This is a genomic window from Gemella morbillorum (assembly GCF_900476045.1).
Lineage (GTDB): Bacteria > Bacillota > Bacilli > Staphylococcales > Gemellaceae > Gemella > Gemella morbillorum.
In genome coordinates, this window is record NZ_LS483440.1 from 546,333 (window position 1) to 568,414 (window position 22,082).

At 29.0% G+C, this 22,082-nt stretch carries 16 protein-coding genes; 12 read left to right on the forward strand and 4 right to left on the reverse strand.

Features of this window, described 5'->3' with window-relative positions; genetic code table 11:
- The first annotated feature begins 3 nt into the window (after positions 1-3).
- The 12 genes from rseP to DQN46_RS02715 all read left to right on the forward strand — a co-directional run bounded on the left by rseP (position 4) and on the right by DQN46_RS02715 (position 18,888).
- Entirely contained in the window at positions 4-1,308 is a 1,305-nt protein-coding gene (rseP, locus tag DQN46_RS02660; protein WP_004632420.1) for an RIP metalloprotease RseP, read from the forward strand.
- A 92-nt stretch (positions 1,309-1,400) separates the two neighbouring features.
- Positions 1,401-2,537, forward strand: coding sequence for an exonuclease SbcCD subunit D (locus DQN46_RS02665; RefSeq protein WP_004632418.1), 1,137 nt, complete (start codon positions 1,401-1,403; stop codon positions 2,535-2,537).
- Positions 2,524-5,553 carry an AAA family ATPase gene (locus DQN46_RS02670; RefSeq protein ID WP_111742916.1) on the forward strand — a complete coding sequence of 1,010 codons (3,030 nt, stop codon included), beginning with the start codon at positions 2,524-2,526 and terminating at the stop codon, positions 5,551-5,553. Before DQN46_RS02665 ends, DQN46_RS02670 begins: the two co-directional genes overlap by 14 nt.
- Before the next feature lie 56 nt (positions 5,554-5,609).
- Complete coding sequence (locus DQN46_RS02675) at positions 5,610-9,461, forward strand: PD-(D/E)XK nuclease family protein (protein WP_111742917.1); 3,852 nt, start codon at positions 5,610-5,612, stop codon at positions 9,459-9,461.
- Between the two features lie 147 nt (positions 9,462-9,608).
- Positions 9,609-11,111, forward strand: coding sequence for a D-alanine--poly(phosphoribitol) ligase subunit DltA (dltA, locus tag DQN46_RS02680; protein ID WP_111742918.1), 1,503 nt, complete (start codon positions 9,609-9,611; stop codon positions 11,109-11,111).
- A gap of 1 nt (position 11,112) precedes the next feature.
- Positions 11,113-12,267 carry a D-alanyl-lipoteichoic acid biosynthesis protein DltB gene (dltB, locus tag DQN46_RS02685; RefSeq protein ID WP_111742919.1) on the forward strand — a complete coding sequence of 385 codons (1,155 nt, stop codon included), beginning with the start codon at positions 11,113-11,115 and terminating at the stop codon, positions 12,265-12,267.
- A gap of 22 nt (positions 12,268-12,289) precedes the next feature.
- Complete coding sequence (dltC, locus tag DQN46_RS02690) at positions 12,290-12,526, forward strand: D-alanine--poly(phosphoribitol) ligase subunit DltC (protein WP_111742920.1); 237 nt, start codon at positions 12,290-12,292, stop codon at positions 12,524-12,526.
- A 1-nt stretch (position 12,527) separates the two neighbouring features.
- Positions 12,528-13,700 carry a D-alanyl-lipoteichoic acid biosynthesis protein DltD gene (gene dltD / locus DQN46_RS02695; protein ID WP_111742921.1) on the forward strand — a complete coding sequence of 391 codons (1,173 nt, stop codon included), beginning with the start codon at positions 12,528-12,530 and terminating at the stop codon, positions 13,698-13,700.
- Positions 13,701-14,003: 303 nt separating this feature from the next.
- On the forward strand, positions 14,004-14,834 hold the full coding sequence (locus tag DQN46_RS02700; protein WP_111742922.1) for an alpha/beta hydrolase: 831 nt from the start codon (positions 14,004-14,006) through the stop codon (positions 14,832-14,834).
- A 22-nt stretch (positions 14,835-14,856) separates the two neighbouring features.
- A complete protein-coding gene (locus DQN46_RS02705; protein WP_224207436.1) occupies positions 14,857-15,600 on the forward strand; it encodes an esterase family protein in 744 nt (247 codons plus the stop codon).
- A gap of 32 nt (positions 15,601-15,632) precedes the next feature.
- Positions 15,633-16,796, forward strand: a complete 1,164-nt coding sequence (locus tag DQN46_RS02710; RefSeq protein ID WP_111742923.1) for an ATP-grasp domain-containing protein — start codon at positions 15,633-15,635, stop codon at positions 16,794-16,796.
- Positions 16,797-16,941: 145 nt separating this feature from the next.
- Positions 16,942-18,888, forward strand: a complete 1,947-nt coding sequence (locus tag DQN46_RS02715) for a fructose-1,6-bisphosphatase (protein WP_111742924.1) — start codon at positions 16,942-16,944, stop codon at positions 18,886-18,888.
- A 509-nt stretch (positions 18,889-19,397) separates the two neighbouring features.
- Here the strand turns inward: DQN46_RS02715 and DQN46_RS08935 are convergent.
- The 4 genes from DQN46_RS08935 to DQN46_RS02735 form a co-directional block, all read right to left on the reverse strand.
- On the reverse strand, positions 19,398-19,655 hold the full coding sequence (locus DQN46_RS08935) for a cysteine-rich KTR domain-containing protein (RefSeq protein ID WP_455331818.1): 258 nt from the start codon (positions 19,653-19,655) through the stop codon (positions 19,398-19,400).
- Positions 19,656-19,718: 63 nt separating this feature from the next.
- Positions 19,719-20,495, reverse strand: coding sequence for an ABC transporter permease (locus DQN46_RS02725; protein WP_111742925.1), 777 nt, complete (start codon positions 20,493-20,495; stop codon positions 19,719-19,721).
- Between the two features lie 12 nt (positions 20,496-20,507).
- Entirely contained in the window at positions 20,508-21,446 is a 939-nt protein-coding gene (locus DQN46_RS02730) for an ABC transporter ATP-binding protein (RefSeq protein ID WP_197712526.1), read from the reverse strand.
- The gene (locus DQN46_RS02735; RefSeq protein ID WP_111742927.1) at positions 21,412-22,041 is read right to left on the reverse strand and encodes a TetR/AcrR family transcriptional regulator; all 630 of its coding nucleotides are present in this window, start codon (positions 22,039-22,041) and stop codon (positions 21,412-21,414) included. The genes DQN46_RS02730 and DQN46_RS02735 overlap by 35 nt, the downstream gene beginning before the upstream one ends.
- Positions 22,042-22,082 lie beyond the last annotated feature (41 nt).

Sequence of the window (22,082 nt, forward strand, 5' to 3'; positions counted from 1 at the left end):
TAGATGCAGGGAATAATAGCATTTATATTAATATTTTTTGTAGTAGTAACTATTCATGAATTTGGTCATTTTATAGTTGCGAAAAAATCAGGAATTCTTGCTCAAGAATTTGCTATTGGTATGGGACCAAAGATTTTCCATAAAAAAATAGGTGAAACAAACTTTACGATTCGTTTATTACCTGTTGGTGGATATGTAAAAATGCCCGATAATGTCTTTGATTTTAATAATGATGTATCGGTATATGATTTGAAAAAAGGGATGAAAGTTAACCTTAAGTTAGATGAAAATGATAAGGTAGAAAAAATAGTTTTAGACAAAACTAACAATATGGATCTTTTACCAGTAGAACTAAATGAATTTGACTTAACGTATGATATGTTTATAGAAGGTTTTGTTGGAGATGAATTAGAACGTTATGAAGTAAGAAAAGATGCTTGTGTTGTTTTTGGAGGAATGGAAGAACAAGTAGCACCAGTAGAAAGAATGTTTTCATCACATTCATGGGGGAAAAAGTTCTGGACATTATTTGCAGGTCCTTTAATGAACTTTATTTTAGCTGCAGTTATCTTTGTTGGATTAGCTATTTATACAGGAGTTCCTGTTCAAAATAATGAAGCTAAACTTGGTCTTGTAACAGCAGACTCACCAGCACAAGTTGCAGGTCTGCAAAAAGGTGATAAGATAACAGAAGTAAATGGTTCTTCAGTAGATACATGGACGGGATTAGTTCAAAAAGTTACTGAGTCAAATGGAGCGGAGCTAACCCTTAAGGTAGAACGAGATGGGGCAATTAAAGAAGTTAAAGTTACTCCAAAAGAAGAAATAGTAAAATCAAAAGGTAAAGAAACAAAAACATATAAGCTAGGTATAGGAAAATTTGAAGAAACTAAGAAAGATTTCCTAGGTTCAATTAAGTATGGATTGCAACAAACATTATTTTACGGAACTATGATTTTTACTGCAATAATAAATCTGTTTGCATCGCTATTTACAGGTGGATTTAGCTTAGATCAACTTGGTGGCCCAGTTGCAATTTATGAAATGTCTAGTAACGCAGCTAAAAGTGGATTAGTGACAGTGCTTCGTTGGACAGGTATTTTAAGTGTAAACCTAGGACTTATGAACCTAATTCCTATTCCAGTGCTAGATGGTGGTAGAATTATCTTCGTAATATATGAAGCAATTTTTAAACGTCCAATTAATAAAAAAGCTCAATATTATTTAACTATTGCGTTTGGATTATTAATGGTAGCACTTATGCTTGCTGTAACATGGAATGATATTCAAAGATTATTTGGAAAATAACAAAAAACAAGTCGAGAAAATATCCTCGGCTTATTTTTTTATATTACTATTTTTGATATAATATAGTAGACAGAAATTTTGGAGGTAGTAGGGTGAAATTTATACACACGGCTGATTGGCACATAGGTAGAAAATTACAGCAAGTAGATTTATTAGATGATCAGGAGTTTGTGCTTAATAATCTAATCGAAGAAATAAAAGAACAAGATTTGGATTTTATAATAATAGCAGGTGATTTATATGATAGAAGTGTTCCTAGTAGAGAAGCTACAACATTATTGCAGGAACTGTTGATAAAAATTAATATTGAATGTGATTTACCTATATTTGCAATTAGTGGAAATCATGATAGCCGTGAACGTTTAGCTGTTGGACAAGCGTGGTTTAGTAAACATAACTTTTATCTAGCAACACAGTTGGAAGATGTATTTCATAAGTTTCAATATAAAGATGCTGATATCTATCTATTACCATATTTCGAACCTTATGAAGCAAAAGTTTATTTTGAAGATGACAAACTGACTACACATCATACTGCGACAAAAAGAGTTATTGATGAGATTTATAAGAATATAGATGAAAGCAGAATTAATATTTTGGTAGCACATACTTTTGTGGCTGGAGCTGACCCGACAGATTCAGAGCGAGAAATTTCTATAGGGACTGTAGAAAATGTTGGGGTGAATGTCTTTGAAAAGTTTGATTATGTAGCGCTAGGACATTTACATAATCCGAATGCTTTAAATGAAGAACGTATTAAATATAGTGGTAGCCCGCTTGCTTACTCATTTTCAGAAAGCAACCAACAAAAAGGTGTGCGTCTAATAGAATTAACAAAAGAAAACTTTGATGATAGATTTATTCCAATTAAGCAAAAAAGAAAAATGCATAATATTGTTGCGGATTATGATGAAATTTTTTCTAAAGAATATCGAGAAAAATTTGATACAGAGAATGACTATTTCAGCATGGAATTAGGTAAGTTAGAGGGTGTTACAGACCCTATGCCACGCATAAAAGAATTTTATCCAAATACATTGTTGCTTAAATCAAAGGCGAAAAGATTAGATAGTTCGAAGAATTCTGTAAATAAGGAAATGCTTAAAAAAAATCCATTAGAACTTATAGAAAGTTTTTATGAAGAACAGGTATTAGATACTTTAACAAGTACACAAAGAGAGGTATTAGAACAAATAATAGGAGAGGTGGAGCAAGATGAAACCAATTAGGCTTGAACTTAGAGAGTTTGGACCGTATAAGCACGAGGTCATACAATGGAATGAAATAGTAAACGAGCCTATGTTTTTAATAACAGGTAAGACAGGCTCTGGTAAATCTACTTTATTTGATGCTTTTGTCTATGCATTATATAATAAAACAACTAGTGGTAAAGATATAGCATCTCTTAGAACCAAAACAGCAGATGATAAAGACAGAACAATTGTGATTTTTGATTTTGAATTACAAGGAAAACATTATCGAATAGAAAGAACGTTAGCATATTTAAAGACAGGAAACAAAAATATTACATCAGGAAAAGTATCTTTAATGGAAATAAATGCGGGTGTAGAGACTATTCTTGCAACAAAGGAAAATGATGTAAAAGAAAAAGTAGAGCAAATTATTGGATTAGATGATAAACAATTTTGTCAAATTATAATTTTGCCACAAGGTAAGTTTAAAGAGTTTTTATTATCAAATTCTAACGAAAAAAAAGAAGTTTTACGTTCGTTATTTAATACACATTTTTATCAAAAATTTGTGGATAAGTTGCAAAATTATGCTAAAACTTTAGATAGCAACTATAAGTTAAAAGAACGTGAGTTAGTTACAAAATTTGAGCAGTTTAATTTTGAAAAAGATTTTCCAAAAATCGAATTTTTAAAAGAAAGTGATTTTGAGGAAGTAGAAAAACAGCTAGTTTTTCAAAAGAATGAAGTTAATGAATTAGAAAAACATCAAAAATATTTAGAAGATGAGCTAACAAAATTGAAAATTGAATATAGTGAGTTAGATAAGTTAAATGATAAGTTTAGTAATTTAGAAGAAAATAACGATTCACATAAAAAATTATTAGAAGATGCACAAAGGATAACTCATTTAAAAAATATTGTTAAAAAGTTAGAGGAACTGGGAAAAAATAAAGATAAATTACTAGACTATGATAACTACTTAGATAAGAAAGAGCAATTGATTAAAAATAAAGAAACCTTATCTAAAGAACAAAATATATTAGGTGAAAAAATTCAAGAAAATAAAAAATTAGGCGAAGAAATATTAACTCAAAATTATAGTATCAACGATATTCGAGAAGAGATAGCTCGTTACAACTATTTTTATGAAAATATAGAATTTTTCTATCAAGCAGAAAAAGATATCGCATTGTATAGTGAAAAGTTAAAGAATATAGAAGATACAAAAGGCGCAATAGAACAATTAGAAAAAGAAGTAACTGACTATAATGTAAATTTAGAAGAATATAAAGAAGAGCTTAATATTTTAGAAAATAGCATAGGCAAATTAAAACTTGATATTTTGAAAAAAGAGACAGAAGTAGAAAAATTAGAAGATTTTCGAAATTTAGAGAATACTATAAAAAGTAAAGCTGCAGATTTGAAAGAAAAGCAAACTGAACTAAGTCTAGCCAATAGTAGACAAAAAGAACTAGAACAAAAAATTCTAGAATTAGAAAAAAATAAACAGCAAGAAATATTAAATACTTTTTTAGTTCATCTACATGAAGGTGATTGTTGTCCGCTTTGTCAACAAAAGATTAAAAAACTTCCAGATGTAAAACAAGTAATAAAAACAGAAAATGAAGATGCTAAAAATGAATTAGATGATATTATTAAAAACATAATTCGTTTAGAAACACTTGTCGTAAAAGAAAAAGAAGATTTAAGTATCCTACAAGAGGAGTTAGCAAGTAAAAAAATAGAAATTAATTTTTCCGCAAAAGAGGAACTTGAACAATTTGTAGTGGAGAAAAAGAATGAAGATAATGAGAGAAAAATTACTTTTGAAAAAATAGAAAAGGTCTCAAATTGCAGAAATGAACTTGCTGAAAAGTTAGAAAAATTGAACTCGCTAATATCATTTGAATCAGAGTATAAAGAAAAACTTGGGATAGCTCAAGCTAAAAAACAACAATATATGGCAAATATTGATATTTCTTTAGACGAGTTTGAACAATATTATGAGAAACAAAAACAAATAGTATTAAGTTATGATGAAAAGCAAGAACTTTATCAAAAGGTAAAAACTAACTTGATGTTAAAAGAAAAAGAATTGGCAATAGAGTTAAAAAATAATAATAAAAATATATTAGAAGTTGAAAAAACTATAGAAAATATAATAGAAAAATTCAAAGACTCTAAATTAAAATTATACTATAATAGTTTGAAAATAGCTAAAGATGATTTGGAAAAATTAGATGATATTGAGAGCTATAAAAATGAAATTCAAGTTTATGAAGATAGACTAAAAATAATTTTAGATAATATTCAGCGTTTAGAAGAAGAATTACATAATAAAGAACGACCAAATTTAGAAGATTATGCACAAGAATTATCGACAAAAGAACAAAAAATGATGGATTGTGCTGAAAAAGTTGCTATTTTAAAGACTAAGTTTAAAACTAATACTAATCTTTTAGAAAAACTATCAAAAGAATTCACAATTTTAGAAAAAAACATAAGTACAGCACGTGAAGTTTTCGCCTTAAGTAATGTAATTAGTGGGAAAACAGAAAGTAAAAAGTCGCTGGAAACATATGTTCAAGGTTATTACTTAGATCTTATATTAGAAGCAGGAACTAAGAGATTATTACAGATGACAGATGAACGATATAGATTTGAAAGAAAGATAGAAAGAGCTAAAGGTGGCGGACTTCAGGGCTTAGACATAGAAATCTATGATGTTTATTTAAATAGTTCACGTATGGTAAGCTCACTTTCGGGTGGTGAAATATTCCTTGCATCACTATCATTAGCACTAGGATTAGCAGAAGTTATTCAAAATGAAAGTGGTGGGATTTCTCTTGAAACCATATTTATTGATGAAGGATTTGGTTCTCTTGACGCAGAAACCTTAGATACTGCGATAACAACATTGATAGAGTTACAATCTTATGGTAGAAATATAGGTATAATTTCACATGTTAGTGAATTAAAAGAAAGAATAAGACCGAAATTAGAAGTCTACTCAAAAAATAACTATGCTAAAGTAAAGATTTCTGGAGTATAGAATGTATAGTAGCTTGAGTCAGGCTAACATAAAGATAATTTTTGAAGGAGGTAGTTATGAGTTTAGAATTATTAATAGCTCCAAGTGGTTTTGGGAAAACGCACTTTATGCTAGAAGATATTGAAAAAAATAGACATGAAAATAAGATAATAATTCTTACCCCGGAACAAAACAGTTTTAACTTTGAAACAATACTTTGTGAAAAGTTTAGAGGAACCTTCAATATAGATGTCATGAATTTTTCAAGTTTGACGAAAAAGCTAGGTCAACTTTTAGGTTTAGATGACTTGAAAAAGTTGGGGGAAGATATAAAACCATTTTACTTTTACAAAGCAGCACAAAATTTGAAAAATAGTGATAATTTTCTAGTAAAACGTATTTTAAATGACAGTAATTTTATAGAAGTAGTTGAGGAGATTATTACAGAATTAAAGGATTATCAGATCAGTGTTAATAGTCTAGAAGAGTATTTAGAAAAAAATTCTAACTTAGAACAAGTGCGTCGTGAAAAATTAGAGGCAATATTAGAGTTTTATGTAGAGTATACAAAATTATTAAAAGCTACTTCAACATATGATAAGCAAGATTATATTAATGAACTTTTACTTTATTCGCAATATGTAGACCTTAGTGATTATATATTTTATATAGATGCATATTATAATTTTACAGCTCAAGAATATAATTACATAGAAAAATTGATTTTAAAATCCCAAAAAGTAGTTCTTAGTGTTATTGCTGATGCTAATAGGTATTTCAATGTAGATTTAGCTCAGTTAGTTGCTGGTTACGAATTAGATAAAATAAAATATAAACCATTTTATTTAGTTGATGTCTATAAAGATGATAAGTATAAACTTGATATTTTCAGAAAATCTCATGAAATGATGGCCAGTATAAATGAAATATTACGCCGTAATAAAGATGTGGAATTAGATATTATAGCATTTACTGAAAATAAAGAGCAAGTAGTTCCAATAAAAATGCAAGTACAAGAAGCATTAGTAACAACATATGAACTATACCAAAAGCATAAAACTCGTTTTGAAGGTAAAGCTAATAGAGTATTAGCAACTAAATACTATAAGAATTTTAAAGACAAGTTTGAGCTAGATGATAGTATTAAGCTTATTTGTGCAAAAAACAAAGAGTTAGAAGTAAAAGAAGTTGCACGTCAAATTTTGAAACTGAGATTAGAAAAAGGCATAGAAAATACAGATATAGCAATTCTCTATCGAGATAATACATATGAAAATTACATGACTATTTTTAGAGATTATAATTTAGATGTGTACCTTGATAAAAACTTAAATGTAAGTAATCATAGATTAATAAAATTTTTAGATTTAGTATTGAATTTTGAAAACTTAGACTTTAAAGCGGGACTTTTAAATATTTTAAAAACTAGATTGACAGATTTTGAAAATATTTATCGTAGAAAAGTGGTAAGTTATCTTCTAACAGGAAATAATGTAAATCTAACAACTAAAGAAATTAAGGAAACTTTTTCTCAAACATCTAATGGGCAATTAGAAGAAGTAATATCACTATCACCCAAATTAGTAAATATTGGAAATAACAAAATTACTTTAAAAGCATTGTTTGCTGGAGTTAAGGTGGTTTCTATTGATAAACTAGAAAATATATTAAATACAAATTTAATATATAGCAAAAAAAGTTTGGAAAAGGCAGAGCTTATTTCCAAGAGTGCTGATATTGATAGTTTTATTTTTGAACTTTGCAGAGGTATTTTATTGGAATTACTAGAAAAAATAGAAACGGTCTCTAAGTTCAAAAATACTCAAACTAAGCGTTATATTAAAAAAATAGAAGAATTATTTAATTATTGTAATATTCAAATGTATTTAGATAAAGAAGATGGTGAATATGAGAGTATAGAGGAATTGAAGATAGACAGTATTGACCGTCAAGTCTATAAAAAAACTTTAGAATTGCTAAATGATATCATGGACAAATTTGGTGATGAAAAAATTGAGTATGAAAAATTTGTAGAATTGGCAATTATGGGACTAAAAACTATAAACTACAGATCAATTCCAGAAATTAACGAAGCAATAATAATGTCATCTATGGATTTGGCAAAAGTTGAGAATAAAAAGGTAGTGTTTGTTATAGGATTTAACAAAGATGTACTACCAGTATCAAAAAAACATGGACTATTAGATGATAAAGATAAAGAAGATTTCTTTGAGAAGAACTTATTCATATCACCTACAACTGAAGCGGCTCTTATAGACGAAGAGTTTGTTGCTTACACAGCTTTAACTAGGGCAAGAGAAAAAACATATATTAGTTATAGTTTATTAGATAAAAGTTTTAAAGAAAACTTTTCCTCTCCATATTTAAGTGTAGTAAAAAATTTGTTTCCAAATTTAGAAGAAATAGGTGTTTCAAAAATGTTGGAGTTCAATTTATCTTTCTACGATTATTACAAGGAAAATATAGATAAATTACTAACACAAAAAGAATATAATTATATATTTTCAAAAGCTTATCGTCGTTTTATGGAAGTAAAAGATAATGCTACAAAAGAAACAGAAAAATTGGCAGAGTTGCTGATGGTATTTTTAGAAGGATATAAGTTTGATAACGAAAAAAATGATAATCAAATGTATGAAGTTCGTGGTGAATTAAGCGATAGAGTATATTTTGATAAAAATACTCTGGTGAAAAACTATTTGGATAAAATTATACGCGATTATAGATTTGAATTATCAAATAAAAGTATTAAAAAATTTCTTCAAGAAAGAGAAAGTTACTTTTCTAAATTTAGTATTTCAAAAATAGCAGATTATGAAAAAAATCCATATTTATTCTTTATAAAAAGGGTACTAGATATAAAAGAAGAACAAACTATTGATATTGATAACCTTGTTATAGGAAGATTTTTCCATGCTGTTATGGCAGACGAGCGTACAATTAGATTTATCAAAGCTAGCGGAGAAAAATTATTGGTTTCTGAGGAATATGATAATGACATTGTTAATAAGTTTGAAGTAAGAAAGTTAATCCACAAAGTTGTTTTTGATAATAGCAACAAAGATATAGTTGAAACATTGAGGTTAATAGAATTATTAAGTACGCACAACTACATACTTCAAACGATGTTACGCCGAATAGAATTAGCAATTGCTGTGGAAATAAAGTATTGCTCATTAACAAAATATAGTCCAACGTTTTTAGAAAAACCATTTGAACTTACAATAAATAAGGAGAAAATCACTTGTAAAGAATTAGAAAGTGGTAAGGTAATAGAAAAACAATTAGGTTCCACTTACAACATACCTAATATTAAATTTGTAGGGTTTATTGATAGAGTAGATACACTTGGGAAAAATATAGTTGTAATAGATTATAAGAGTAGCCAAACTGATTTTTCATTAGAATCTCTTGAATTAGGGTTTATATCACAAATACTAACTTACTCTTTAGCTTGCGAACTGCTCTTTAATAAAAAAACAGAAGATATCCTTGGTATTTTTTATAGAGAGATAGCGCGTATTGGAAAAGATATTAATGCGTATCGTTTACGTGGTTTGGGGAATAAAGATTTAATACTTGGAAGTGACTTTGTAGATAACAATGCCGATGTTATGTATATACGAACAACTAAAAAAGGTGGAATTCATGGAGCGGATGATTACAAAGCATATACGAGTAAGGAATTAGATATATTGGTAGAAAAAAATCTTCATAATATCTTAAAACTATTAGAAGAAATATATTCTTTTAATTATTCTTTAACAAACTACGAAGTAAATGGACAATATGAGGCTGAAAAAGATACATTATTTAATTATTCTGCTAATATTGACACAAGGTTAGAATATAAGAAAAAAATAACCTTAAAAGGAAAAGATTTAAAGGCTAAGATATTGAGTGAATAGTCGGAAAGAATCGCTTATGTGTAATTATAAAAATACACATAGGTGATTTTTTTATAATTTTATTTTTTTAATTATGTTTTAATCACTTTTGCTAAAATTTGTATTATAATAGTAATATGAAAATAAAAATAGAGTGGAAGTGGTAAAGTGAGAGAAACTTTTTTTGAAAAAATAAACAAATATAAAAAAAGTACCAAGATAGCTTATATAAACAACAAATATCCAGATGGGAAACTAACATATAAAAATCTAATAGAATATGCAGAAAAGCTTGCATATCATTTAGAAGAAAAACTAAAAGAAGACAAGAGTCCTATCGTTGTTTATGGGCATAAACATCCGCTAATGCCAATCTACTTTTTAGCGTGTGTAAAAAGCGGCCGAGCATTTTGTCCAGTAGATATAAACACACCAAAAGAAAGAGTAGAAGAAATAATTGAAACAACAAAATCAAAAGTCGTACTAATCACAGAAGAGATAGAACTAGGTTGTGAAACAATAGATGTAAAAACAGCCTATGATATAATCCAAACAACAGATAAGCAAATAGATAAGGAATGCCAAGTTCAAGGAGAAGATACATTTTATATAATATTTACTTCAGGGAGTACAGGTAAGCCAAAAGGGGTATGTATTACCTACAATAATATAAATAATTTCCTGCATTGGTATACAGAATATTACACAAACAAAGAAGATCAAGTATTTTTAGGACATCCGCCATTCTCTTTTGACCTATCAGTAATGTCATTATGGCCAAGTATATATATGGGAGCTACATTAGTTCAAATAGATAAACAACACCAAGAAAACTTCGCACTAATGTTTGAAGAACTACAAAGATCAGAAGCCACTATATGGATATCGACACCATCATTTATAGAGATGTGCTTTATAGATAAAAATTTTAACAAAAATTTACTACCACATGTAAAACAATTTGTTTTTTGCGGAGAAAAACTGTTCTCAAGCACAGTAGAAAAAATCCATAAAAACTTCCCAAACACACAAGTGATAAATACTTATGGACCAACAGAATCAACAGTAATGGTCACATGGGTAGAAATTACAGAAGAAGTAAATAAAAAATATGCCAATAACCTACCAGTAGGAAAAGTAAAATGGGGAAGTAAAGTTGATCTAGTAGATAAAGATGAAACAGGCCGTGGGGAAATAATAATAATCGGAAATACAGTAGCCAAAGGTTACTACAAAAATGAAGAAATAACACAAGAAAAATTTGGGTTGGGAAAAGTAGAAGAAAAAGAAGAGCGAAGTTATCTAACAGGGGACCTAGGATATATCGAAGATGATATGCTATTTTGCGAAGGACGTATAGACTTTCAGGTAAAACTTCACGGGCATAGAATAGAACTAGAAGACATAGACAATAACCTATTAAAAAACAAAAATATCCGGGTAGCAGCGACCGTACCAAGCTATGAGAATGGGAAAATAAAATCACTGGTAACCTTTGTAGTCTATAATAAAGAAGTAGAACAACGCTTTGCAGAAGTAAAAGATATAAAAAACAAACTAAAACAACTAGTCCCAGAATACATGATACCGAAAAAAATAATCTTCTTAGAAGAAATGCCGCTAAACAACAACGGAAAAATAGACAAGAAAAAACTAAAGGAGCAAGTTTAACATGAACTACTATGAAGGAAATCAATTCTTCTTTTTCCTATTTCTTGCTTTACTTATAGGCTTTATTTTAAAATATCTTGGAAAAAACATAGAATACTATATATTAGGACTATCACTAGCATTTACAGCAGTAATATACGGGAAAAATATAAAAATGCTAAGCTATCTTATAGGCTTTATAATATTTCAATATCTATTAGTCCTAATAGCCCAGAGGAGTACTAATAAAAAAACAAAACTACTAGTAATCCTATCGATTGTACCACTAATTATAAATAAAATATTCGCCATAACTCATTGGCACCTACTGGCGTTTATAGGAATATCATATATGTCTTTCAAAACAATCCAAATAATGCTAGAAATATCAGACGGACTAATAAAAGAAAAAATAAGTCTAAAAGACTATCTACAATTTCTACTATTCTTCCCTACGGTTAGCTCAGGACCAATAGATAGAAGTAGACGCTTTATCGCTGATATAAGGGAACAGCAAACTAAGGCACAATATCTAGAGTTAGCAGGAGTAGGTGTCTATCGATTAGTATTAGGATTGCTATATAAACTAGTACTATCAACCTATATATATCACCACCTAAGCTTATTGACAAATACCGGAACAATAACATACTCACTAAAATACATGTACTTATACACATTTTATCTATTCTTTGACTTTGCGGGATACAGTTTAATGGCGGTAGGGAGTAGTAATATATTAGGAATAAGTACCCCGATGAACTTCAACAAGCCATTTTTAAGTATAGACATAAAAGACTTTTGGAACAGATGGCACATAAGCTTATCAACATGGTTAAGAGACTTTGTCTTTTCGAGAGTTTTCATGGAAGCAACAAAGAAAAAAAGGTTTAAAAAGCGATTAACAACCGCGATGTATGCTTATATGTTAAATATGTTGCTTATGGGATTCTGGCATGGATTAACGATAAGCTATATAATATATGGATTCTATCATGGTGTATTAATGGCAGGATTTGAATACTATCAAAAAAAGAGCAAGTTTTATAAAACTAATAAAAATAAAACATGGTATAAAATAGTAAGCTGGTTTATTACAATAAACTTAATAATGATAGGATTATATATTTTTTCAGGGGAACCATATAAGATAATAACAACAATATTAAAAAGATAATAAAAACTAAGGAGAACGAACGATGATAAAAGAACAAATACTAGAAATGTTAGAAGAAATTTGTGAAGATGAAGTAGTAAGAGAAGATTTAGATATAAACTTAAAAGAAGAAGGATTAATGGACTCATTAGCCTTTGTAGAAATGTTAGTTAGAATAGAGGAAAACTTTGGACTAAGTATTGCACCAACTGAAGTAACATACGAAGAAATAGATACACCAAACAAAGTTATTTCATATATAGAAAATAGGTTAGGGTAATATGGTAAAGCTAAAAGCATTTATAATATCGATAGTTTTGGTGTTGATAACCCTTTTGATATTAAATGAAACATATATAAAAAAAATAGATGATTATTACAAAGTAAAAGATAACAGTATTCGCTATAATACATCATATGAAAAATATAAAAGCTATGATATACTAACGCAAAATATAACATCAAACACATTAGTACTATTGGGGTCATCGGAATTAACAGCAACGATTAATGAAGGTTATCATCCTAAGAAAATTTTCAACTACAATGATTTTAATATTATGCAAATTGGAGGAGGTCATTTTCAAAATATAATCCACGCCGCTACGTTAGGCTCAATTGGCAATGATGTAAAGAATAATAAAATTGTGATGATAGAATCTATTCAATGGTTTGATAATAAAAATGGAATTTTAAAAGATGCGTTTTTATCAAGAATATCGGAAGAACATGTTTACAGGACGATGGTAAATGAAAAAATTAGTCAAGAAACAAAAGAGAAATTTATTAATAGGATTATTGAATTATCAGAAACTAATAAAGAAATGCACAAAAAATTTAAAAGCTATAAAAAATATTTTCTAGATAATAAAGGGAGTTTTATAACGGGTGAACTTTTGAAATTTGATAATTATATTTATTCCTTTAAAAATAAACATAGCTTTTATGAAAAAAATTTAAAGGAAAGTTATCCTTTAGAGGGAGAAAAAACACCGGATTATAATTGGGAAGATATAAAAGAGCAGTTCACAAAAGAAGCCAAGACTAAAACAAATAATAATAAGTATGGAATTGATAATGCATATTATGAGAAATATATTAAAAATAAGTATGATAGCCTAAAAAACATTTCAAAGAATACACGCTATGATGACTCACCAGAATATAAAGACTTAGATATATTTTTATCAATAGCAAAAGATTTAGGAGTAAATTTAAAAATTGCGATTTTTCCTCCTCATGGTAAGTGGAGTGACTATAGCGGAATAACGAGAGAGACAAGATCGGTTGTTTATACTAAGCTAAAAGATATTGCTAAAAAATATAATATAGAAGTAATGGATTATTCTAATAAAGAATATGAATCATACTTTATGTATGACGTGATGCATTTAGGATGGAGAGGATGGATTGATTTTGAAAGAGATCTTTATAAATTTGCAAAAGAAAATTAGTGATAAGCAAAAACTTATATTATGGGTGATATTTTTCTATGTAGTTATAATGATAATTATTATTTACTCATTTATGACAGACTTTTCTAATATTCAGGAATATGTCTATAGTGAATTTTAAATAGAACAAAGGGGATTGACTTTAAGTTGATCTCCTTTTATAAACAGGTTGGAATGATAAAACAAATATTTTGAATGAATTTTCAGAAAAATCCAAAGAAATGATATTCAATTAATTGCTTTTAATTTTAGATTATTGTAAAATAGTTACTATTAAAATATAAGTAAAAAAGGAAATTGTAAATGAAAAAAGAAGCGTACTTTTATTTAGAAATGAGAGAACATGAATTAAAAGTTCCTTATACAGGAAAAAATAGAAGAATAAGGGTACTTTTGCCAAAAGGATATAAAGAAGATGAACATCGTAGTTATCCAGTAGTATATATGAATGATGGTCAAAATGTTTTTTATAGTGGAGAATCGTATAGTGGACATTCTTGGAAAGTTATTCCAGCAATAAAAAGAAACCCTGATATGCCAAGAATGATTATTGTAGGAATTGATAATGATAATGATGGGCGTATGAATGAATATGCTCCATGGAGATTTTCTAATACTCCATTACTATCATTTGGTCTTACTTTAGGCGGACTTGGAAGTGAATATACAGATTTTTTTATTAACGTAGTAAAACCGTTTGTTGACAGTACATATCGTACAAAACCAGAGCGTGAGTATACAGCAATGATAGGAAGCTCTTTAGGTGCTAATATTTCTCAATATATTGGATTGGAACACAAAGATAAAATTGGGGCATTAGGAATATTTTCATCAGCAAATTGGTTGAATCAAGTAGAGTTTGATCGATATATAGCTAAACATAAATTAGAAAATCAACGTGTTTATATACAGGTAGGGACTAATGAAGGGGATGATACTGATAGACAACTTACTTATGGAAACATAAAACAATCATACATAAGTACAAGCCTAGATTATTATCGCCAATTAATAGAAGCGGGACTAACAACAAAAGAAATTAAACTAAATGTTGTCGCCGATGCAGAGCATAGTGAAGAATATTGGGCGAAATACCTGCCAGATTGTCTAAGATTTATTAGTGAAGAATGGTAAACAAGAGTTATAGGAGGAAAGAGTGTTGAATATAGAAAATTTAAGTCATTATAGTGGAAACTTAGGACGAGAGATGGTATTAAATCGTTATGGGCATTCAGGATTACCAATAGTTGTCTTTCCATCATCAGGAGGAACGCACAATGAATATTATGATTTTGGTATGATTGATGCTTGTGAAGCGTTTATAAACGAGGGAAGTGTTCAATTTTTCACATTGTCAAGTATAGATAGTGAGTCATGGCTTTGTGATTGGAAAAGCGGGCATGATCGTGCGTTAGCACATACTCAATATGAAAAATACGTAATAGAAGAAGCTATTCCTTTTATTAAGCATAAAACAGGTTGGTTTGGACCGATGATGGCAACTGGTTGTAGTATGGGAGGGTACCATTCATTTAATATTTTCCTACAACATCCGGATGTCTTTGACAAAGTTATTGCTTTAAGTGGAGTATATGACGCAAGATTTTTCGTTGGAGAGTATGGGAATGACGAACTGATTTATCGCAATTCTCCAAGTGACAATATTTGGACGCAAAATGATGGTTGGTTTATTGATCATTATAGGAAGGCAGATATAATTGTTTGTACTGGACTTGGACCATGGGAACATGATGGCTTGCCATCATTCTTTAATTTGAAAAAAGCGTTTGAAGAAAAAAATATTCCAGCATGGTTTGATGTTTGGGGTGAGGATGTTGCTCATGACTGGCCTTGGTGGCGAATTCAAATGCCATACTTCCTAGAAAAATTAAATTTATAATTAAGAATAAAAAAGAAAAGAGGAAAAAATTTATGAATTACATAGTTATATCACCGTATTATCCACATAACTTCCAAAAATTTTCGATAGAATTAAAAAAACAAGGAATTAATGTACTTGGTATTGGAGAAGAACCTTATGATCAATTAGATGATCGATTAAAAGAAGCTTTAACTGAGTATTTTCGCGTGAATAGTCTTGAGGATATAGAGGAAGTAAAACGTGCAGTAGCGTTTTTATTCCATAAACATGGGCGTATAGAACGTATTGAATCTCAAAATGAGTATTGGATGGAGTTAGATGCAGCACTTCGTACGCAATTTAATGTTTTCGGACTTAAGGAACGTGATTTGAAAAAAACAAAACACAAATCAGAGATGAAAAAATACTTTGAAAAAGCTGGTGTTCCAGTAGTTCCAGGATTTTTAGTTAAAAAAGAAGCTGACATAGAAAAAGGTGTAAAAAAATTAAAGTTACCATTAATAGCTAAACCAGATAATGGGGTAGGAGCAGCTAAAACTTTTAAACTAAAGGATAAAAATGATGTTGAAAATTTCAAAAAAGATTGGGATAGAAAGACAGCATATTTCTTAGAACCGTTTGTTGATAATTCCGACATTGTAACATTTGATGGATTAATTGATTCAAAAGGAAATATTGTATTTTCAACTAGTATAGTATATTATCATACACCATTGGAATTATTAAATAATAATACACTTGATTGGGTTTATTACATAGATAAAGATTTAGATCCAAAACTTGTTGAATATGGGAAAGCAGCGGTAAAAGCATTTGGAATGAAGGAACGTTTTTTCCATATTGAATTTTTCAAAACAGAGGATGATTATATTGCAATTGAGTACAATAACCGTCCAGCAGGTGCATTTGCACTAGATGTTTATAATTATTCGCACTCAGCAGATTTCTTTAAACTTTATGCAGAGGTTGTAGTAGGTAAGGATGTAGAATTGAATTTAGATTCAAAATATGGATTAGCTTCGACTCGTCGTGATTACAAAGACTATGCACATACAGAAGAAGAAATTAGACATAAATATCAAGAAAAATTAAAAGCAGTTTTAAGAATGCCAGAGGCATTTTCAGAACTTCAGGGGAATGTAATGTATGTTCTTGTAGCTGATACATTAGATGAAATGCGTGAAATGGAAGATTTTGTAGGTAAATTAAAATAAGAAGAAACCGAGGTCATAATAACCTCGGTTTTTATTTTGCGAATTAATACAATGTTTTACAGGTATTAATGTATACTATTACTTTGAAATTACTGCATAAATATGTTATAATTTAATAAATATAAAACGATTTCAAGGAGACATTATGATGATATCTAGGGAACATTTAGAATTATTATCACAAAATTTTAGAAATATTGATGAAACAACTAAAGAGATTATAAATCTTGAGGCAATACTTTCTTTACCTAAGGGGACAGAACATTTTTTAAGTGATATACATGGAGAATATGAGGCTTTTGATCATATATTACGAAATGGCTCTGGAGTGATAAAAGAAAAGCTAAAAGAAGTATTTGGTAATAGATTACCTAAAAAAGAGCTGAATTTACTAGCAACAATTATTTACTATCCAGAGGAAAAATTAAATCTTCTAAAAAAAGAACTAGGTAATCAAGAATACAAAGAATATCAAAAAATTCTGCTATTAAGATTATTAGAAGTTACACAAATTGCAGCACGAAAATATACTCGTTCAAAAGTACGTAAGTTATTACCTAAAAATTTTGATTATATAATTGAAGAACTTTTATATAAAATGCAAAATCGAGATAAAGAAGATTATTATGAAAAAATACTGGAGAATATTATTGAACTTGGGGCAGGAGATAAGTTTATAATTGAATTATCATTGAGTATTCATAAACTTATTATCGATCATCTGCATATTGTTGGAGATGTTTATGATCGAGGACCATATCCTGATAAAATCATGGATAGATTACTTGAATACCACTCTGTTGATATTCAATGGGGAAATCATGATATGTTGTGGATAGGAGCTTATCTTGGCGATAGGATTTCATTAGCTAATGTAATTCGTATTTGTGCTAGATACGATAATTTAGATATAGTTGAAGATAGGTATGGAATTTCTTTACGTTCATTATTAAATTTAAGTGAAACGATTTATAAGGATGATTCATGTAAAGAGTTTTTACCAAAACTATCTAAAGATGATAAATTAAAATATAGTGAACATGAAATTATGCAGATAGCTCGTATGCACAAAGCGATGGCAATAATCCAGTTTAAAATAGAAAAACAAATTATTGATAAATATCCAGAATTTAATCTTAGTAGTCGCGCATTACTAGATAAAATAGATTTTGAGAAGAAGACAGTAACAATAAGAGGGAAGGTTTATCTGTTGACTTCTTGTGATTTTCCTACTGTTGACACAAAAAATCCATACAAGCTAACAAAAGAAGAAGAAAAAGTTATGACAAAACTTCGAGAATTATTTATTACAAGTGATAAATTAAAAAAACATATAGAGCTATTTATTAACAAAGGTGCAATGTATACTTGTTATAATGGTAATTTACTTATACATGGTTGTATGCCGGTAGATGATATGGGAAATTTCCAAGAGTTTATTTATGAAGGAAATAAATATTCAGGAAAAGCCATGCTAGACTTTTTTGATAAAAAAATACGTAGTATTTTCTATAGTAATATCCGACAAGATAATGGATTATTCTTCTATCTTTGGCAAGGAGAATATTCTCCATTGTTTGGGAAAAGAGACATGACAACATTTGAAAGATACTTTATAGAAGATAAAACTACGCACGAAGAACTAAAAAATGCATACTATCAACTACGAGATAATGAAGAGTTTTGCATAAAACTTCTTAAAGAATTCGGCTTATCATCAGATGGGCATATTATTAATGGACATACACCAGTTAAAGCTTCTAAGGGAGAAAATCCGGTAAAAGCAGGTGGACGAACCATAGTTATAGATGGTGGGATGTCAAGAGCTTATCATAAAACAACAGGTCACGGTGGATATACATTGACATATAATTCTTATGGACTTCAAATAATGAGCCATGATATTTTCCAAAGTAAAAAACAAGCTTTAAAAAATGAAACTGACATAGTATCAACAAGACGTGTTGTAGATAGACTTGATAGAAAAAGAGTTTCTGATACAGATAATGGTGTTAAAATTAAAAAACAGATAGAAGTATTGAAGCTCCTTTTAGAAGAATATAGAGAAGGTACATTAGTAGAGAGATTTTAATATTTGCTAAATATTTATAGTTAAAAATATTACAAATTTTCCATTATCATTTTGAATATTCTTAAATACTCGTAAAGCTTTGTTATATAAGCTTTCTGGTGTTTTTCTTTAGGAAGATACTTCACGTTTCTTTGTATAATCTGTTATGAATTGATTGTCAAAAGTGGTAAAAGGGTAGTAAATTTATTTCTCCTAAGTTCTAAATGTTTTGCTTGCTGTTCTTTCTCAAAACGTTTCATTTCTTCCATAACTTGCTTGTAGATATAGTCAGATTGATTTTCTATCGTTGTTTAAAAAGATGATGTTCTCACTTCCTTTCTCTGGATTGAAAGGAAGTGAGTTTTACTTTTTTTCCTCTTTTTACTTTTAGTCGCGATGTAAAAGAGGGATTTGTTGTATTGTTAGTCAAAAACTTTTTGGATAAAAAATGCATATAAACAGATTGATTTCTGTTTATGTATTGTAGTGTTAATTTATATTATTGGAAAAGGTGAAAAACCATGGAAGCGTCATATATATGAGGTGCCACACTTGTAAATAATCGCTGTGAAAAACGGGCTTACAATATATTTTTTCATAGCAATTTTTCTATAAAAAAGGAACCGACAATATAAGATTTTATATCTTACATTATCGGCTTTGCTTCTTTGCTCCGGTTCTTTAAATATGATTATTTTTATTTCTTTTATATTGACCAAAGTTTCTAATTTACACTTAGGACAATAAAGAGGAAAATTTTTTAATTCAATATCTTTTCGTAGTTTTATTCGAGTTTACTTATATACAGGACACAAATCCCATTCTGTTATGAACATTTTAATAATTTCCTTTTAGTTGTAATCAGTATACCTCCACCAAGCTATTGTTGAAATTAGCCCTAAAACACTTACCCCAAATAAGCTAATTATGCTTCCTAAATTAAATGCCACTTTTCCTGTAATACCACTTGCAAGTGCAGGAATAGACCACGGAATATATTCACCCAGATTAAGAGCTGAACCAAGCTGAGAAAAAAGAATTGTAAAAACAATAAATGCCAATGGTGATAAATATCCACGACCTAAGCAAGCAAAAAATGCAACCGGAGTAGAGAGTAGGATAGTAAGGGTAGTACAATAACTAAAAGTGAGTATACCTTTGGAAACAATTATAGAGTCCCAACCAGCAAGTCCAATCAATTTACCAGCTAATAATCCTAACAAAAGAGCAAAAATTGATATAACATAACTCCATAAAGCAATAACTATAAACTTGGATAATACAACAGTTTCTCTTTTTATTGGAAGTATTAATAAATCTATCATTGTTTTATCAGAATATTCTCTACCAAAAATCCAAGATGTTATAAATCCGAAGATGAGTAAACCTCCAACAGAAATTACTTGTGATAAGGATATAAAGTATGATGACCAATCTGTTATCCTTATCATTTCTATTTTTGCTGAAATCAAACCAAGATTTTTGAAATACTCTGGATATTTCATCATAGCTGTAAACAGCCCGACAATAAAAGGAACAAAACATATAGAACAGATTGTTATCACGGAAAGTTTTGATTTTATCAACTTTCTCCATTCAATTAGAATACAGGTGCTCAATTTATTCATTCCGTACTCCTCCTATACTTCTATTTTGTAATTACTAAGTATTCTAAAGAAATAATCCTCTAAATCTTCTTTTTCAACCACCAGAAATTTAGGTGGATACCCCTCATTAACCAGTAGTGTAGCAATTTCTTCCGGTGATTCTACAGATTTTTTATCAATCAGTTCTAAGAAAGGGATATTTTTTTCTAAGTCTAATTTAAAATTTACTTGATAACCATTATTTGATAATATTTCCTTCATAGCTCTGTTGTTAGAGCCACTTACTAATAATTTCTTTTCTAAGTACTTATCTAATTCTTTACTCTCAACTTCTTTTATTAGCTTGCCTTCATGTATAATTACTATTCTGGTGGCGATTTTAGATATTTCTTCCAATTTATGACTTGAGATAAGAATAGTTATGCCGAGATCATTTGTTAATTCCTTTAACAATTCTCTAACTTCGATAACTCCCAAAGGGTCTAATCCATTTGTAGGTTCATCAAGAATTAGGATTTTAGGTTTATGAATAACAGCTTTTGCAATTCCTAAACGAGTGGTATTTCCTAAAGAAAGGTGTTTTACTTGTTTATGTTCATATTGATTTAGCTTTAATTTTTCAATTACCCAATCAATATTATTTTTATTTGTAACTCCTCTTAATGTACTAACAATTTCTAAGTTTTCTCTCACCGTTAAGTCTGAATAAGAATAAGGTGTTTCGATAATATAACCTATTTTATTCCAAACCTCTAAATTATGTAGGTCTAACTTTTCTCCTTGAATATAACATTCTCCTGATGTGGGTTTTATCAACCCTAACATCATTCGCATAGTAGTTGTTTTCCCTGCACCATTTAGACCTAAAAATCCTACTATCTCACCATATTTTATTGATAGATTCAAGTTATCAACAACATTTATTGTTCCATATTTTTTATAAAGATTTACGGTTTTGATCGCTTCTTCCATCATCATTCTCCTTAGTAATTTGTCCAACGATTCCTTGTATTAGTAATTTCAATACGATATCAAATTGTTTTTCTCCGATTTCATCAATGTGCAATATACTCATAGCGATAGTTCTAAATAATGCAGATACGATTTCTACCGTTATGTTTTCTTGAATATTTATATGAGACATGATTTTTTCAACCATTCTATCATCTAAAAGATGATGAGTTGTTATCACCTCTTTTGGCAATTTTCTTATAAGTAATTCCATTTCATTATTTTTGAATATGGTATACATAAACGAATAGCGAAAATCCTGATAAAAATCATATAGTAATTGTACAAACTGATTTGTATTTCTCAGATTTTCCTGTTCTAATTGTTCTATCAAACGATTCATAGTGTCTATTTGATATTCTTCTAAGACTGTGAAAAATAACATTTCTTTTGAAGAATAAAAATTGTAAAAAGAACCTTTGGAAATATTTGCCATTACTACCATTTGGTCAACTGTTGTTTTCTTAACACCATATCTTTGAAGACATTCTTTTGCAACTGTATGCAATTTCTTTTTAATTACTTTTTTTTCTTCATCAGTAAAAGCAGTAGCCATAATTCCCTCCTAAATACTCTGTGACTATTTTAGTGTTTGTA